The organism is Neobacillus vireti, assembly GCF_001026695.1.
GTDB classification, from domain to species: Bacteria; Bacillota; Bacilli; order Bacillales; family Cytobacillaceae; genus Neobacillus; species Neobacillus vireti.
Map to the genome: position 1 here is coordinate 1 of NZ_LDNB01000009.1, position 17646 is coordinate 17646.

General features: G+C 38.4%; 15 protein-coding genes. All 15 read left to right on the forward strand.

Annotation, left to right across the window (positions count from 1 at the left end):
- Positions 1–462: 462 nt before the first annotated feature.
- The 15 genes from AA980_RS09825 (at position 463) to AA980_RS09895 (ending at position 17587) form a co-directional block, all read left to right on the forward strand.
- Positions 463–1044 (forward strand): REP-associated tyrosine transposase, encoded by a 582-nt coding sequence (locus AA980_RS09825; protein ID WP_047771521.1) that lies wholly within the window; start codon positions 463–465, stop codon positions 1042–1044.
- Positions 1045–1531: 487 nt separating this feature from the next.
- The gene (locus AA980_RS09830; protein WP_024027188.1) at positions 1532–1921 is read left to right on the forward strand and encodes a tautomerase family protein; all 390 of its coding nucleotides are present in this window, start codon (positions 1532–1534) and stop codon (positions 1919–1921) included.
- 329 nt (positions 1922–2250) lie between these two features.
- Positions 2251–3726, forward strand: coding sequence for a CoA-acylating methylmalonate-semialdehyde dehydrogenase (locus AA980_RS09835; RefSeq protein WP_024027189.1), 1476 nt, complete (start codon positions 2251–2253; stop codon positions 3724–3726).
- 82 nt (positions 3727–3808) lie between these two features.
- Positions 3809–4624, forward strand: a complete 816-nt coding sequence (gene iolB, locus AA980_RS09840) for a 5-deoxy-glucuronate isomerase (RefSeq protein ID WP_024027190.1) — start codon at positions 3809–3811, stop codon at positions 4622–4624.
- 25 nt (positions 4625–4649) lie between these two features.
- A complete protein-coding gene (gene iolC, locus AA980_RS09845) occupies positions 4650–5645 on the forward strand; it encodes a 5-dehydro-2-deoxygluconokinase (protein WP_024027191.1) in 996 nt (331 codons plus the stop codon).
- Positions 5646–5660: 15 nt separating this feature from the next.
- Entirely contained in the window at positions 5661–7571 is a 1911-nt protein-coding gene (gene iolD, locus AA980_RS09850) for a 3D-(3,5/4)-trihydroxycyclohexane-1,2-dione acylhydrolase (decyclizing) (RefSeq protein WP_024027192.1), read from the forward strand.
- Between the two features lie 71 nt (positions 7572–7642).
- Positions 7643–8482, forward strand: a complete 840-nt coding sequence (fba, locus tag AA980_RS09855) for a class II fructose-1,6-bisphosphate aldolase (RefSeq protein WP_034723380.1) — start codon at positions 7643–7645, stop codon at positions 8480–8482.
- 77 nt (positions 8483–8559) lie between these two features.
- Complete coding sequence (locus tag AA980_RS09860; RefSeq protein ID WP_024027194.1) at positions 8560–9774, forward strand: MFS transporter; 1215 nt, start codon at positions 8560–8562, stop codon at positions 9772–9774.
- A gap of 343 nt (positions 9775–10117) precedes the next feature.
- The gene (locus tag AA980_RS09865) at positions 10118–10978 is read left to right on the forward strand and encodes an AraC family transcriptional regulator (protein ID WP_024027195.1); all 861 of its coding nucleotides are present in this window, start codon (positions 10118–10120) and stop codon (positions 10976–10978) included.
- 285 nt (positions 10979–11263) lie between these two features.
- On the forward strand, positions 11264–12187 hold the full coding sequence (locus AA980_RS09870; protein WP_024027196.1) for a sugar phosphate isomerase/epimerase family protein: 924 nt from the start codon (positions 11264–11266) through the stop codon (positions 12185–12187).
- A 24-nt stretch (positions 12188–12211) separates the two neighbouring features.
- A complete protein-coding gene (locus AA980_RS09875; RefSeq protein ID WP_024027197.1) occupies positions 12212–13378 on the forward strand; it encodes a Gfo/Idh/MocA family protein in 1167 nt (388 codons plus the stop codon).
- A 254-nt stretch (positions 13379–13632) separates the two neighbouring features.
- Positions 13633–14670, forward strand: coding sequence for an inositol 2-dehydrogenase (gene iolG / locus AA980_RS09880; protein WP_024027198.1), 1038 nt, complete (start codon positions 13633–13635; stop codon positions 14668–14670).
- A gap of 39 nt (positions 14671–14709) precedes the next feature.
- A complete protein-coding gene (gene iolE, locus AA980_RS09885; protein WP_024027199.1) occupies positions 14710–15621 on the forward strand; it encodes a myo-inosose-2 dehydratase in 912 nt (303 codons plus the stop codon).
- Between the two features lie 88 nt (positions 15622–15709).
- Positions 15710–16573 (forward strand): sugar phosphate isomerase/epimerase family protein, encoded by an 864-nt coding sequence (locus AA980_RS09890; RefSeq protein WP_024027200.1) that lies wholly within the window; start codon positions 15710–15712, stop codon positions 16571–16573.
- 105 nt (positions 16574–16678) lie between these two features.
- Positions 16679–17587, forward strand: a complete 909-nt coding sequence (locus AA980_RS09895; RefSeq protein WP_024027201.1) for an AraC family transcriptional regulator — start codon at positions 16679–16681, stop codon at positions 17585–17587.
- The last annotated feature ends 59 nt before the right edge of the window (positions 17588–17646 follow it).

Sequence of the window (17646 nt, forward strand, 5' to 3'; positions counted from 1 at the left end):
ATGACAATTATGGTCATAGATTTCCGGAATTATTCGTGTCAACTATTATGGGCGCAATTCACTGTCACCGCCCGAATAATCTTGTTTCACAGAGTTGTTCCACGGTATTAAGCCAGAAATAACACAGGGAGATTACCTATGTTATTTCTGGACTTTTCTATTTATAGATTCCAACTTTACTCCCCATAAGTTGCACAACCGCCGAATTCCGGTGCACTCCAGTGACACGCCTCGAATTTTGTTGAAGATTAAAATATAATGATTGTCGTTTTTTCGTATTTCTTTGAAGGACTTTTAAGTTTTTTGTAGAAAAATAGTTAATATAAGCCCGAGCCCGCTAACTCTCTTTTGGACTCCGTATTCCTTCATCATCAAATCCTATTTCACGCTTCATTTAATTATTTTCAACATATTTTGTTAGTTTTAAAATCTAAACAACAATCTATAGCGAGGGAGATATAAATGTCACGTCAGAAAAGAATCTGGATACCTAATCGTTTTTACCACATTGTTTGCAGGGGCAACAGGCGGGAACCGCTTTTTCGAAATGCAACTGATTTTCAAGCTTTTTTGCACATTCTGAATCAACTTCATGAGAAAGTTCCTTTTGAAATGGCCTCCTATTGTTTAATGACCAATCATTATCACCTGCAGATGCGTTCCCCAGAAATCCCCTTCTCAAAACTTATGTCTCTTATCAACAAGCGGTACGCAAACTATTACAATGCAAAGTACCGGTTAACAGGACATGTTTATGAAAAGCGCTATTATGACAAAGTGATTGAAGATAAGGAGGGAATGTTAGAGGTCAGTCGCTACATTCATTTAAATCCTGTTGAAGCGAGGATGGTCAGGCAGCCAGAATCCTATCCTTGGAGCAGCTATTATTTGTTTAAGTATCCAAGTGCAGTACAACCTTGTTTCATGAATATTGATCGATTACTTGATTTTTATGAAGGGACCTTGGAACAGAAGCAGGAAAAGTATTGTATGTGTGTGAGAGTTGATAAGGGCAGAAGGGAAGAAATAAAAACTAAATCATGAGACCATGGAGACGGATCTGGTGACTTTTTGTTCCAACGATAAATTCACGACTTCCTTATCAATCAGCTATTTCAAGAGCATAAAAGACTAATCATCATCGTTTTTTTAATCTTTGTAGGAAAAGATCAGGGAATCCGACCTCGCTCCTTTCTATATTAAGTGTGGCATGACCTCATTTGATGGGACATTTCCTTTTCAACAGGATAAATAAAAATATATCTTCAGGTACAAAGTGTTAGATTAATAAAACTAAAGTTGAAAATGTCCCAAGCCCAAGAAAGTTAAGTACATTCTAAGGGACGGGCTTTTTTTGTACGACAAGGTCTGCCAAATATCGGGCGGTGACGGGCACCTGTGAGAAGGTTTAATATTGACTGAATCGATTTTTCATATTATGATGGAACCAGATATAACCAAAATATAACCAATACTTAATAATTATATAATCTTTTATTCGACAAACTATTTGTTATTAGGAGGAGCTAACATGCCATTAATAAGATTTGATGTTATAGAGGGACGAGATGAGGAGTCCCTAAGAAAATTATTGGATGCAACTCACCGAGCTGTCGTAAAAGCATTTGAAGTACCAGAAAGAGACCGTTATCAAATCGTTACCCAGCATCCTGCAAACGAATTAGTGATTCAAGATACAGGCTTAGGATTTGAAAGAAGCCATGATCTTGTTGTGATTAGTGTAACCAGCACAGAAAGAAGCAACCAGCAGAAAAAAGACTTCTATCGATTAGTTGTCAAAGAGTTAGAGGAAAGCTGCGGCATTGAACCTAATGATATTATGATTTCGATTGTGACAAATGGAGCGGCAGACTGGAGTTTTGGTTTTGGTGAGGCTCAGTTTTTAACGGGAAATTTGTAATTTTACCCCATTCCTTCTTTTTTGTTTATTAGACATTCTTGCGGATCAAAGTTTAGTAGTTTGAAAGTTTAATTGAAATCGACTTCAGTCGCGTGTGGTATTTTAAAAAGTACCCAACATATTATAAAAGGAAAGAAAAAGGGGTTGACTGAAAGCGCTTTTAGTATTAATATGTAACCAAAGATAACCAAAAGATAACCAATATGTAATAAACACTCTTGATTTAGCAAGAAGTGCCAAGAAGTTATCAATCTATAAGTTCAACTTGAAATTGATTTCAAGAGAAATACCCCAATTATTGAGATGAAATCATTAAGGAGGAAAAAGAAATGGCTGAAACAGCAGTAAAAGTTGAAAAACTAAAAAACTACATAAATGGTGAGTGGGTAGAAAGCAAGACTGCTCAATATGAAGATGTATATAACCCAGCTACAAAAGAAGTAATTGCTCAAGTTCCGATCTCTACAAAAGAAGATCTTGATTATGCAGTGGAAGTGGCAGCAAAAGCATTTGAAGAGTGGAAGGATGTTCCTGTTCAAAAACGCGCAAGAATCCTATTTAATTTCCAACAAGTATTACAAAAAAATACAGAAGAACTAGCTCGAATTATTACCATTGAAAATGGTAAAGCTCTTTCCGAAGCATTAGGAGAAGTAGGACGCGGAATTGAAAATGTTGAATTTGCAGCAGGAGCTCCTACATTAATGATGGGTGATTCACTTACAACAATCGCAAAAGATGTTGAAGTTACAAACTACCGTTATCCAATTGGGGTTGTCGGCGGAGTTACACCATTTAACTTCCCAATGATGGTACCTTGCTGGATGTTCCCAATGGCGATTGCAGTAGGTAATACATTTGTATTGAAGCCATCTGAAAGAACTCCATTGTTAGCACAAAAATTAGCAGAATTATTAGAAGAGGCTGGTCTTCCTAAAGGTGTATTCAACGTCGTTCATGGTGCACATGATGTCGTAAACGGACTCCTTGATCATCCGAAAGTTAAAGCTATTTCCTTTGTTGGTTCACAGCCAGTTGGTGAATATGTTTACAAACGCGGCAGCGAGAACCTAAAACGTGTTCAAGCGTTAACAGGTGCTAAAAACCACTCCATCGTTTTAAATGATGCTGATTTAGATCATGCAACAACAAACGTTATTGCTTCTGCATTCGGTTCTGCTGGCGAACGCTGCATGGCTTGCTCTGTTGTAACAGTAGAAGAAGGCGTTGCTGATGCATTCCTTGAAAAATTAGTTGAAAAAGCAAAAGATATAAAGATTGGTAACGGCCTTGATGAAGGTGTGTTCCTAGGTCCGGTTATTCGTGAACAAAACCATCAACGTACATTAGGCTATATCCAAAAAGGTATTGAAGAAGGCGCGAAGTTAGTTTGCGACGGCCGCGAAAGACAACCGGAAGAAGGATACTTTGTTGGACCGACGATTTTTGACGGCGTTAACACTGATATGCAAATCTGGAAAGATGAAATTTTTGCCCCAGTATTATCCATCATTCGTGTTAAACACTTAAAAGAAGCAGTGGAAACAACAAATAAATCAGAATTTGCAAATGGTGCATGTATTTATACATCAAACGCTTCATCTATTCGTTACTTCCGTGAAAATATCGATGCAGGTATGTTAGGAATTAACTTGGGTGTTCCCGCACCAATGGCATTCTTCCCATTCTCCGGATGGAAGTCTTCGTTTTATGGAACATTACCTGCAAATGGAAAAGATGGCGTTGAGTTCTACACTCGTAAAAAAGTTGTGACTGCAAACTACAAAGCCCCATCATTTGAATGAGACTTTGAATAGAGGCTATTATCCTGGCTAATTAAGCTAGGATAATAGCTATTCATAAACGACTATATAGGAGTTGAAATAAGTGAGTAAATTACTCCGAAAACCAAATCGAGTAGAAACATCACCAGGAGTTAATCTGGTTCATGAAGTAACAAGTGAAAATTCACCTTTAGAATACGTAGCATTGAAAGTAGTGGATTTAGCTCCAGGAGCAAGCTATCGGGAAAATTTAGGAAAAGCAGAATGCTGCATTGTTGCTTTAACAGGAAAAATTAATGTAACAGACAATGTAGAAACCTTTGAAAACATAGGTACTAGAGAAAGTGTTTTTGAAAAGAAACCAACAGATAGTGTCTATGTTTCAAACGACCGTACGTTTGCAGTTGAAGCCGTAACAGCCGCGAGGGTCATTCTTTGCTATTCTCCATCTGAAAAACAATTACCGACAAGACTTATTAAAGCTGAAGATAACAGCATTGAACAAAGAGGAAAATATAATAATAAACGGTTAGTGCACAATATTCTAGCCGATTCTAATCCATCTGCAAATAGTTTACTAGTGGTAGAAGTGTTTACGGAAAGTGGAAACTGGTCCAGCTATCCACCTCATAAACATGATCAAGACAACTTGCCGCATGAGTCATTTTTAGAAGAAACGTACTACCATGAAATGAATCCAAAACAAGGATTTGTGTTTCAACGTGTGTATACTGACGATCGTTCGCTTGATGAGACGATGGCAGTGGAAAATGGAGATGTTGTATTAGTCCCAGCAGGGTATCATCCCGTAGCGGTTCCAGATGGTTATGAATCCTATTATTTAAACATTATGGCAGGCCCTACCCGAATCTGGAAGTTCCACAACGAACCTGCTCATGAATGGATCCTAGAACGATAATAAGCAATAAGGGGTGCTAAACAACATGAAGATTGAATTTATTTCAGAAAGAGAATTTGACATCATTGCGATTGGTCGTGCATGCATCGATTTAAACGCAGTAGAATATAACCGTCCAATGGAAGAAACTATGACGTTCAAAAAATATGTTGGCGGTTCACCGGCGAATATTGCCATTGGAGCCTCTAAACTTGGCTTAAAAGCTGGCTTTATCGGTAAACTGGCCGATGACCAGCATGGCCGTTTTATTAAACAATATATGGCTGGTGTCGGTATAGACACATCCAATATGGTAGTAGACCAAGAGGGACATAAAACCGGCTTAGCTTTTACGGAAATTAAAAGCCCGGAGGAGTGCAGCATCCTAATGTATCGTGATGAAGTAGCTGACCTTTTCTTAGATCCTACCGAGGTAAGTGAAGATTATATTAAACGTTCAAGAATACTTTTAGTTTCTGGGACAGCTCTTGCAAAAAGCCCATCACGTGAGGCTGTATTAAAAGCAGTCCAGCTGGCAAAGAGAAATGACGTGAAGGTTATTTTTGAATTAGATTATCGCGGTTATACATGGGCATCGAAAGAAGAAACATCTGTCTACTATACAATGGTTGCACAGCAATCAAATGTTGTTATCGGAACACGTGATGAATTTGATGTCATGGAAAATCGTACAGATGGCAGCAACGAGGCTACTGTAAGCCATTTATTTAAACATTCTCCAGATCTAGTAGTGATTAAACACGGTGTCGAAGGATCATATGCTTATGCAAAATCAGGGGAAGTATTCATAGGCCATGCTTATTTAACGAAGGTATTAAAAACATTTGGTGCAGGTGATTCGTATGCTTCCGCATTTTTATATGCCTTAATCAGCGGTAAAGATATTGAAAATGCTCTTAAATACGGCAGTGCTTCTGCTGCAATTGTTGTCAGTAAGCATAGTTCTTCTGAAGCTATGCCAACCGTAGAAGAAATTGAGCAATTAATTGCTGAACGCACCAAAGTACCACTAAATCAGTAAGAGGTGAAAAGGTCCGTGGGGAAAATTAGATTAACAACAGCACAAGCCTTAATCAAATTTTTAAATCAGCAATATATCCATGTTGATGGAGAGGAATTTCCATTCGTTGAAGGTATGTTCAATGTGTTCGGACATGGAAATGTATTGGGGATTGGTCAAGCACTGGAACAGGATGCAGGCCATTTGAAGGTCATTCAAGGGAAAAATGAACAAGGGATGGCACACGCGGCCATTGCTTATAGTAAACAAATGTTACGTCAAAAAATTTATGCTGTGACCACTTCTGTTGGACCAGGCTCCGCTAACTTAGCAGCAGCGGCAGGAACGGCATTAGCTAACAATATCCCAGTGCTATTTATTCCTGGGGATACATTTGCAACAAGACAGCCCGATCCAGTGTTACAACAAGTGGAACAAGAATATAGCTTAGCGGTTACGACAAATGATGCGTTAAAACCTGTTTCAAGATATTGGGACCGTATTACTCGCCCTGAACAGTTAATGTCAAGTTTAATTCGTGCGTTTGAGGTCATGACAGATCCAGGTAAAGCTGGCCCCGCAACGATTTGTATTTCCCAAGATGTTGAAGGGGAAGCATTTAACTATGATGAGAAATTCTTTGAAAAGCGCGTGCATTATGTAGATCGTAAAGCGCCGGTAGAACGTGAATTGAACGGAGCAGCTGAATTAATCAGGTCGAGTAAAAAGCCAGTGATTCTTATTGGCGGCGGTGCTAAATATTCGAAAGCACGTGACATTTTACTAGCTCTTTCAGAAAAACACAATATTCCATTAGTAGAGACACAGGCTGGTAAAGCAACCGTAGAATCTACATTCAAAAACAATTTGGGCGGAATGGGCATCACTGGTACGGTAGCAGCAAATAAAGCAGCACGCCAGGCAGATTTAATTATTGGGATCGGTACTAGATATACAGATTTCGCGACGTCATCAAAAACAGCATTTAACTTTGAAACAACCAAGTTTTTAAACATCAACGTCAGCCGTCTACAGGCATACAAACTGGATGCCTTTCAGGTAGTTGCTGATGCGAAAACAACATTAGAACAATTGGCGCCTCTTTTAGAGGGTTATGAAAGTGAATTCGGCTCTTTTATTACTGAATTAAAAGTAGAGTGGATTGCTGAACGTGACCGCTTAAGTAAAGTAAGTTTTACGCGTGAAAATTTCGATCCAGAGGTCAAAAACCATTTCTCGCAAGAAGTTTTGAATGAATATGCTGATGCGCTAAACACGGAATTGGCGCAAACCACTGCGTTAATCGCAGTGAATGATACGATTTCACCGGACAGCACCATTATTACGTCAGCCGGGTCCCTTCCAGGCGATGTTCAGCGTGTTTGGAATCCGACTGTACCAAATACGTACAATGTAGAATATGGTTATTCATGCATGGGCTATGAGGTATCAGGTGCATTAGGGGTTAAATTGGCTGAGCCAACAAAAGAGGTCTATTCACTTGTTGGGGATGGAAGTTTCTTAATGCTGCACTCTGAGCTAATTACAGCGATTCAATATGGACAAAAAATCAATGTTGTCCTTTTTGACAACTCTGGTTTCGGCTGTATAAATAATCTGCAAATGGATCATGGCGGCGGCAGCTATTTCTGCGAATTTAGAACACATGACAACAAGATTTTAACTATAGATTATGCGAAGGTAGCAGAAGGATATGGTGCGAAAACATATCGCGTTAATACAGTTGAACAATTGAAAGAAGCGTTAGAAGATGCGAAGAAACAAGAAGTGTCTACTTTAATCGATATTAAAGTGCTTCCAAAAACGATGACAGATGGTTATGACAGCTGGTGGAATGTGGGAGTGGCAGAAGTATCAAAAAAAGAAAGTATCCAAAAGGCATATGCATTTAGACAGCAAAAATTAGAAACGGCTAAACAGTACTAAGAACGTATTAAATATTGGTTGATAAGAGAGGTGAGATTCCAGTGTCTTTAGTAGCAACAAGATTAGTTTCGATGAAAGAAATGCTTTTAAAAGCGAAACAAGAAAAATATGCCGTTGCGCAAATCAATATTAATAATTATCAATGGGCTGAAGCGATCTTAGAAGCGGCACAAGAAGAACAATCTCCTGTAATTGTAGCATCCTCTGATAGACTTGTAGATTACTTGGGTGGATTTAGAACGATTGCAACAATGATTAATAGTCTGGTAAAAGAAAAAAATATAACCGTACCAGTCGCTTTACACCTAGACCATGGAAGTAGTGTGAAACGTTGTAAAGAAGCAATTGACGCTGGATATACATCCGTCATGATTGATGGCTCACATCATCCAATTGATGAAAATATTGATATGACTAAGCAAGTAGCCGATTATGCAAGAGTTCGCGGCGTTTCAGTGGAAGCGGAAGTTGGGACCGTAGGCGGTAATGAAGACGGACTAATTGGCGGTATTCAATATGCCGATCCAGGGGAATGTTTACGTATTGTCAAAGAAACAGAAATTGATGCTTTAGCAGCAGCGCTTGGTTCTGTTCATGGTCCATATCAAGGTGAGCCAAAGTTAGGATTTGCTGAAATGAAGCAGATTTCCGAGATGACCAATGTACCACTTGTTTTACACGGCGGTTCCGGTATCCCTGATTATCAAATCCAAAAGGCGATTGAACTTGGTCATGCGAAGATTAATGTCAATACAGAATGTTTGCAGGCATGGGCTAAAGCTGTGCGCGAAGTTTTGGATAAAGACAAAGAAGTATACGATGCACGTACCATCCTTTCTCCGGGTAACGAAGCGGTAAAACAAACCGTAAAAGCCAAACTGAGAGAATTCAAATCAAGTAATAAAGCTTAATAAAGGAGGATGTCTTTATATTTACAAAGACATCCTTTTATCTTTTAATTATTTCAATTTGAAAAGAGGGGCGTGGTATGGTGGGGATATTCCATGTACATAAAAATAAAAATAAAAATCTGTTTATGGTCGTTTCCTTTTTATTATGGTTTCCACATTTTATTTATATTCCTATTTTATCGCCCTATATGGAGTCAATTGGGGGAGGGTATACATTTATCGGAATTGTATTGAGCAGCTATGGTCTTATGCAACTTCTATGCAGGCTTCCTATCGGAATATTTTCTGATTTACTGAAATTGCGGAAACCTTTTATCATCATTGGCATGCTGGCTAGCACCATCAGTTGCACGATTTATTTGATAACGGATAGTTTAGGCTGGATTCTCGTGGCTCGTACACTTGCAGGGCTTGGGGCAGCATCATGGGTTGCATTTACCGTGTTATATCCTAGTTATTTTACGAAAGAGCAAGTTCATCGTGCTATGGGAAGCATTTCATTTATTGTTGTTTTAGCGCAATTTTTAGGCATGAGTTTTAGTGGCTATTTGGTCGATGCATGGGGTTTTAAATCTCCATTTTGGATTGGTGCGTTCTTTAGTCTCATTGGTACTGTTCTTTCTTTTTTTATTTTTGAACCGAAGGAAGAGATTGAGAGAGCTCCTGTAAAGTTGAAGGAATTAGCATCTGTTATGCGGGAACCTTCATTATTAAAGGTATCTTTCTTATCTATTATCGCCCATAGTATCATCTTCTCCACAATGTTTGGGTTTACAAGCCATTATGCTTTGGACATCGGATTTAAGCCCAGGGAACTTACATTCATTGTGGCTGCCTTTATGATCCCTCATGCCATTGCAACCCTTTTTATGGGGAGTGTACTGGTTCCGCGCTTAGGTGAATGGAAATCATTAATCATTGCCTTTTCCTCAGCATCTATTTTTACGATCATGATCCCCTTTATTGAGACAAAAGGGTTATTCTTGGCTAATCAAGGTTTTAGCGGCTTTGCACTTGGATTAATTTTCCCGCTTCTGTTGGGGATGTCCATAGAAAAGATCGCATTTGAAAAACGAGCAACTGCTATGGGTGCGTACCAGGCACTATATGCAATTGGTATCTTTGCTGGCCCGTTTTTTTCGGGGATCTTCAATGCAAAGTTTGGTATCGCAGGCGGATTTTACTTTGTAGGATCACTAGGTTTGATCGCCACCATTTTAGTTATTAGGTGGAATACAAGTGAGGTACAATCAAAACTAGAAAAAGGTCAACAAAAGTTATATCAAAATTAGAAATAAAGGAAATGTTCTTTTTAAAGGGAAAAGATTGTTTCTTCTCTAATTTGTTTTTTACAGTTTAAAAGATAAATAATATTATAAAAATATTGACTGTATGCATTTTTAATATTATTAATTTTAAATTTAGATTATCAAGGGTTAATCAAAGAATCAGTAAAAAAAGATTCAGAGTTTGAAAAAGCCTCACTTAAAGATTTCTAAGAAGGTATAGAGTAGGGTGGGGACATCTATTTGGTTAAAAATGGATGTCTCCATTTTATATTTCATTTTCTTCTAATATGTTAAGATATTCATAAAAATCGAACAAATATTTGTAATTAGATTGAAGGTGAATAAAGTGACGCAGTATTTTTTAAAGCAAGACGTTCATTCTATATTTGAGGATGGATTGCTCCCTAAACTCCTCTATATTTGTGATGTTGATCAAGCGTATACAAGGCTGCCTCGCATCATGCACAGTCATGATGATATTATGGAAATTGTTTTTATTAAAGAGGGCAAAGGGGTTCATGTGATTGGTGAACGGAAATATGATACTCGAAAAGGGGATCTATTGATTTATAACAGCCATGTTCTTCATGATGAAATGGCAAATCCAGATACATCCATGAGTGTTTACTGCTGCGGGGTTACGAATTTGAAACTAAAGGGACTGCCGGCCAACCATTTAGTTTCAGAGGATGTCTCTTATGTAATCCATAGTGGGGAGTATGCTGATCAAATTGAAGCTTTACTAAAAATGATGTGCACCCAAGCCCAAGAGGGAAAAACGGGTTTAGTGGAGCTGTGTAACTATTTACTGTGTGCACTTATTTCGCTCATTTTGCAAATTCCTCAAGAGGTTAGAGCATTAACGAATGCAGAAGAATCCTTCCTATCAAATCGTATAAAAGATTATCTCGATGAAAACTATTTAGAGGATATTAATTTAGAATCGATCGCTCAGTCACTGGCGATCAGCCCTTTTTATTTGGTGCATGTTTTTAAAGAAGCAACTGGTTCTTCTCCGATTCAATATATTATTCGCCGGCGAATTGGTGAAGCACAGTCACTGCTTATTAATACAGACTACAGTGTCACACAAATATCCGGAATGGTTGGTTATGATAATATCAGCTATTTTACTACTCTTTTTTCAAAAACTGTTGGGATGACTCCAAAAAAATACCGTCAAATTTGGACAAAAATATCAAAGTAGCACCGAAAGGGTGTTACTTTTTTGCTGTGTTAAATAAGTTCATAAGGTTTTAGAATGGTAGCTTTCTAAATTCTTTAGGTGCTAAGTTCAGATTAACTGTAATCGAAATGGTGGACGCTGCTGACCAGGGCACTTGCGCTTTTCTGATAATAACAAGATAGTGAAATTTTTTATTTTGTTAAAGGTAAACTATCGTTTTTTTATATGAGTATTAAAACAATAATGTGAAAGCGTTTAAAATAAGGTGGATTTATAATAGAGACATGGAATCTGGAGGTGTTATACATGAGTATTAAAATTTCAGGAGCGCCATGCTGCTGGGGCGTAGATGATCCAAAGAACCCGTATCTCCCACCATGGGAGAGGGTGTTAAGTGAAGCATCACAAGCAGGCTATAAAGGTATTGAGTTAGGCCCATATGGATATATACCAATGGAGATTGAAAGAGTGCAAGCCGAGCTTGCTAAAAATGATTTAACGATCATTGCCGGAACGATTTTTGATGATTTGCTTTCAGAATCTAATGTAGAAAATTTACTAAATCAAGTTGATGATATTTGTTCTTTAATCACCAAACTTCCTGCCATACCGCAAGAAGAAGGACAAAAGTTTCCGACTCCATATTTAACAGTTATGGATTGGGGGCATGATGAACGTGATTATTACGCAGGTCATCCAGACAAAGCAGTCCGATTAAATGAAAATGAGTGGAAGCAGATGATGGAACATATTCGATTAATTTCAGAGCGCGCTTGGAAAAAGTACGGGGTACGCGCTGTAATCCACCCACATGCCGGCGGATATATCGAATTTGAGGATGAAATTAATAAACTTTTAAACGATATTCCATATGAAACTGCTGGATTTTGTCTTGATACTGGACACTTGTACTATTCAAAAATAGACCCGTTAGAGTGGCTTAGAAAGTGCGCAGACCGACTAGATTATATTCATTTTAAGGATATTGATCTTGATATATATGAGCAAGTGATGGGGGAACGGATTCGCTTTTTTGATGCTTGTGGTAAAGGTGTGATGTGTCCGATTGGACAGGGTGTAATAGATTATAAATCTATTCACAAGTTATTAAAGAAAATTAATTATCACGGGTATATCACGATTGAACAAGAGCGTGACCCTAGAAACTCAGATACAAGTTTACGAGATGTAAAACAAAGTGTTGATTACTTAAAAAGCGTTGGATATTAATTTGAAGAAAGAGGGTAATAATCGATGATTTACGGAGAAAAAAATGTTGAAAAACCAATTCGCTGGGCAATGGTCGGCGGTGGAAAAGGAAGCCAGATTGGGTATATCCATCGTTCAGCCGCGTTACGTGATCATAACTTTCAATTAGTAGCTGGAGCGTTTGATATTAATCCAGAACGAGGGAGAGACTTTGGAGTCAATTTACATGTTGATCCAGAACGATGCTATCCTGATTATAAAACCATGTTTGCCGAAGAGGCGAAACGTGAAGACGGCATTCAAGCTGTTTCCATTGCAACGCCAAATGGAACTCATTATGAAATAACGAAAGCTGCTTTAACTGCAGGTATGCATGTAGTTTGTGAAAAGCCGCTCTGCTTTACTACGGAAGAGGCCGAAGAATTAGAGGCTCTTGCCAAAGAGAAAAACCGCATTGTCGGTATTACATATGGTTATGCCGGACACCAGATGATTGAACAAGCCCGTCAAATGATTGCGAACGGTGATTTAGGAGAAATTCGCATTGTTAAAATGCAATTCGCTCACGGTTTCCATTCAGCTGCGGTAGAAGAAGGTAATGCAAGTACAAAGTGGCGTGTTGATCCGAAAGTAGCAGGTCCTAGTTATGTATTAGGTGATGTTGGAACACATCCATTGTTTTTATCTGAAGTCATGCTGCCCAATTTTAAAATCAAGAAATTAATGTGTTCCTGTCAAAGCTTTGTAAAAAGCCGGGCTCCGCTGGAGGATAACGCATTTACGATTATGGAATATGAAAACGGTGCAATGGGAACTGTATGGTCTTCCTGTGTCAATGCCGGTTCGATGCACGGCCATTCGATTCGTGTGGTCGGAGGGAAGGCCAGCATTGAATGGGATGATGAGCGTCCTAATCAGTTGCGTTATGAAGTTCAAGGACAGCCAGCACAAATTTTAGACCGTGGTATGGACTATAACTATCCGGAAGCATTAACGGCTGACCGTATCGGTGCAGGACATGCGGAAGGGCTGTTCGAAGGCTGGTCAAATCTCTATACCCGGTTTGCGTTAGCAATGGATGCGGCAGATCGTGGCGAAACATTAGAAAATCTGTGGTATCCAGACATTCATGCAGGAGTCGAGGGCGTTCGCTGGGTAGAAAACTGCGTACGTTCCGCTGATAATGGTGCTGTTTGGGTAGATTATAAATAAAATATTTTACTAGAAAATTTAGGCCTTCGGGGGAGTACTACCGAAGGCTTTTTAAATAACAAAACATTTCAAAAAAAGTCATTGACTTTGATAAGTATTAGTAATAATATTTGGGTATAGATAACCAATAGGTAACCAAAATATAATAAACTTATATCCTATTTGTTTTATTCATTAAAGGATTAACAATCATCCATTCTTTATGCAATTAGTGAAAACGCTTAATTTTTGATAGCTAGACTGGGGGGGAATGAATGACTAGTATTAAAATCGGGATTGTTGGGTTAGGAAGGCTTGGTAAAGTACATGCTAAGAATATAGCAAAACATACTCCTGGAGCGGAGCTCTACGCTGCTTGTAGTTTTATAGAAGAAGAGTTAGAGTTTGCTAAAAACGAATTAGGCGTAACAGAAACGTATAAAACATATGAAGAAATGGTAGATAGTCTAAATCTTGATGCGGTCGTGATTGTATCACCTTCAGGGTTTCACCCAGAGCAAATTCGTTTAGCGATAGAAAAAGGCCTGCATGTATTTAGTGAAAAACCAATTGGATTAGAGATAGAAGATATTGAAAAAACGATTGAAGTCATCGATGCCCATCCTGAACAGATTTTTATGCTTGGCTTTATGAGACGTTATGATGAATCGTATCAATATGCAAAAAAAATGGTGGATGAAGGTCAATTAGGTGAATTAACGGTTGTCCGCTGTTATGGAATTGACCCAAGCTCAGGGCTAGAGAGCTTTGTGAAATTTGCCGGGGCAAGTAACAGCGGTGGCTTGTTCGCCGACATGTCGATTCATGATATTGACTTAGTTAGATGGTTCACGAAACAAGAAGTTAGCCGTGTATGGGCAATAGGAAAAAATGCGGCATACCCTGAATTAGACAAAGTGAACGAATTAGAAACAGGTGCAGCCATGATGCAATTAGAGGACCGGACGATGGCGATTCTTGTGGCGGGACGAAACGCTGCCCACGGATATCATGTGGAGACAGAACTAATTGGTACAAAAGGAATGCTGCGAGTAGCAGCGGCACCGGAAAAGAATTTAGTGACTGTTTTCGACGAACATGGTGTAGTAAGACCTACTTCGCAAAATTTCCCTGAGCGTTTTAGTGAAGCGTTTAAGAATGAAATGAACGAGTTTATTGCTTGTATTCAAGAAAAACGTCAGCCGGAAGTCAGTGCGTATGACGGATTGCAAAGCACGAAAGTGGCAATTGCCTGTCAACAATCTGTCGATACGAAACAACTTATCGATCTTGATGTATTAGTAAAAGCTTAATTCCATATATCCAGTTAAAGTTGAAGGGAGAATTTTTTTATGGAAACAAGTAAGAAAATCAAATTTGCCTGTGCACCTATCGCCTGGACAAATGATGATATGCCAGAGTTAGGAAAAGAGAATACTTTTGAGCAATGTGTTAGTGAAATGGCATTGGCTGGCTATTCAGGAACGGAAATCGGCAATAAATATCCCAGAGATCCGGGAACATTAAAAAGATATTTAGAACTAAGAAATCTTCAGGTAGCGAGTGCCTGGTTCAGTTCTTTTTTAACAACAAAGCCATTTGAAGAAACGAAACAAGCCTTTATTGAACATCGAGATTTCTTACATGCAATGGGGGCAAAGGTGATTGTTGTTGCGGAGCAGGGCCGGAGCATTCAAGGGCAGATGGATACCCCTGTATTTAAGGATAAGCCAGTATTTACGGATGCAGAGTGGGATTTATTGACCCATGGATTAGAGGCATTAGGGGAACTAGCACACGAAAAGGGGATGGAAATTGTCTACCATCACCATATGGGAACAGGTGTGCAAACCACTGAAGAAATTGAGCGCTTAATGGAACATACAGCAGCTGATCACGTATCATTATTATTTGATACAGGACATCTTGTATTTTCAGGAGAAAATCCGTTAGCGATTTTTAACAAATACCAATCACGTATTAAACATATTCATTTTAAGGATATTCGTGAAGAGATGGCCAAAGAAGTGAAAGAACAGAATGATAGTTTCCTAACAGGTGTTAAAAAAGGTGTCTTTACGGTTCCCGGAGATGGAATGATTGATTTTCATCCAATCATGGATGCAATTGTTGAAAGCGGGTATGAAGGTTGGATTGTGGTCGAGGCGGAACAAGACCCTGCCAAAGCTAATCCGTTTGAATATGCGCTGAAGGCGAGAAAATATATTGATGAATTACTGCTGAATAAAGAATTAGTTAATTAAGGGAAAGACGGGATATTGTCCATTTAATGACTATAGAAATTGGTGTTTGTGGGCACTCTTTGCCCGCTAAAGAAAGGGGAAAATTACATTGCGTTTAGCATACGATCCGTCACATTATCGTGACAATACGAATTTAAAAGATACGATTGATACAGTTGCAAGATTAGGATATGAATGGGTAGAGTTATCACCACGGAAAGATTTTATTTGGTTTAATGAATACCCAAAGGTAGATAAGCAGCTCATCAAAGATTTAAAAAGATTTTGTCTAGATGCCGGTGTCAAAATTTCTTCTGTCCTTCCTGTTCAACAATGGTCTTCACCAATTGAAGAAGAACGCCAAGCCGCGGTGAAAAATTGGAAGCGCTGCATTGAAATCACTTCTGAATTGGGCGTAGATTTAATGAACACCGAATTTGCCGGAGATAAAAGCCGTCCGGTAGATAGTGAAGCCGCTTTTGTGAGATCAATGGAAGAGCTTATTCCACTGTTTGAAAAAGAAGGGATTAACCTAAATATACAATCCCATCCTAATGATTTTATTGAGTTGAACACAGAAGCCATTCGTATGATTCGTGCATTTGACAAAGATTGGATTAAGTTAGTCTATTCTGTACCACATGCTTTCTACTATGATGATGGCATTGGCGATGTAGCAAAACACTTGGAAGAAGCAGGTGATTTACTTGCTCATGTTCTAATTGCTGATACTCTTAATCATAAAGCAGCATTTGGATTACGTTATATTATTAATCCACCTAATGCCAACGTAACCATCCACCAGCATTTGAACCCTGGTGAAGGGGAAATCAATTTCGATGCGTTATATCGTCAATTAAGAGAAATGAAATTTGATGGAATTGTAACAAATTCAGTCTTCGCTTATCCGGACAAACCAGATTGGTCCAACGAAGTAACGTTAAAATCCATCAGAGAGGGATTACATCTGTAAATCTATCTAAATCCCAATCATATTATAAAGCCTTTTCTAAGTGAAAACGAGGAAAGGCTTTTTGCATATAAGAATAATGAACAACTTGGATAAGGAGTGCTTGACTTGGATTTACATAAATATATATCTGGGAAAATTTCATTGAATGATTATCTTCATCGTTTAAACCAAAATGGTGCTTCTTTCCAAGTTCATTATTGGGGCGTTATGCCACAACATTATGACACTCCATTACATAAACATTCCTTTTTTGAGGTATGTTATGTAGTTGAGGGGAAAGGGATATATACTGATGATTATAGTTCCTATTTGCTTCAAGAGAATACTATTTTTTTATCCAGACCGGAAGTTTTACACCAAATAAAAAGCGAAAAGGGACTGTCCCTGTTATATGTTGCATTTGAACTAATCGAATCAGAGTCGAGTGAATCCTGGATCAGAATCGTGGAGACGGCAAAACAATGCACCGAAATAGTAGTACATGGGAAAGACGAAATCGAAACAGCTTTATTATGGAAATCACTTCTTATCCAAGCAACAAAGCGCAATAATGAGTTTTTTGAAGAAGTGCTTTCAAACATTGCATATTCCCTCATTATTTCCATACTGCAAGATTTTGTTCCTGATTTGAATAAGAGTAATCATATGAATATTCCCGAAAAGTATTCTATGCTCCTTAATCAAGCGCAATTATATATTCATGACAATTTGTCCAATTCCTTGAAGCTTACCGAAGTAGCAAAACATTTGCACATATCCGGCAGACATTTGTCGCGAATATTTGTATCTGAATTAGGAGTTAGTTTCTCAAAATATGTTCGGGATGAACGGATCAACAGGGCAGTTTTATTACTCAAAAAAACGAATTTATCGATAAAGGAAATTGCGGAGGAAACGGGTTTTATTAATGTTCAATATTTTACCCGTGTGTTTACTACAATGATGCAAACATCGCCTGGGCGGTTTCGCTCGCTGTTTGTAGATATTAATACAACTACATACTCTGATAACTGACTCCTTCATTATGTTGGAGTCTCTTTTTTTTATACTTTATGTTTATTCCCAAAAGAAAG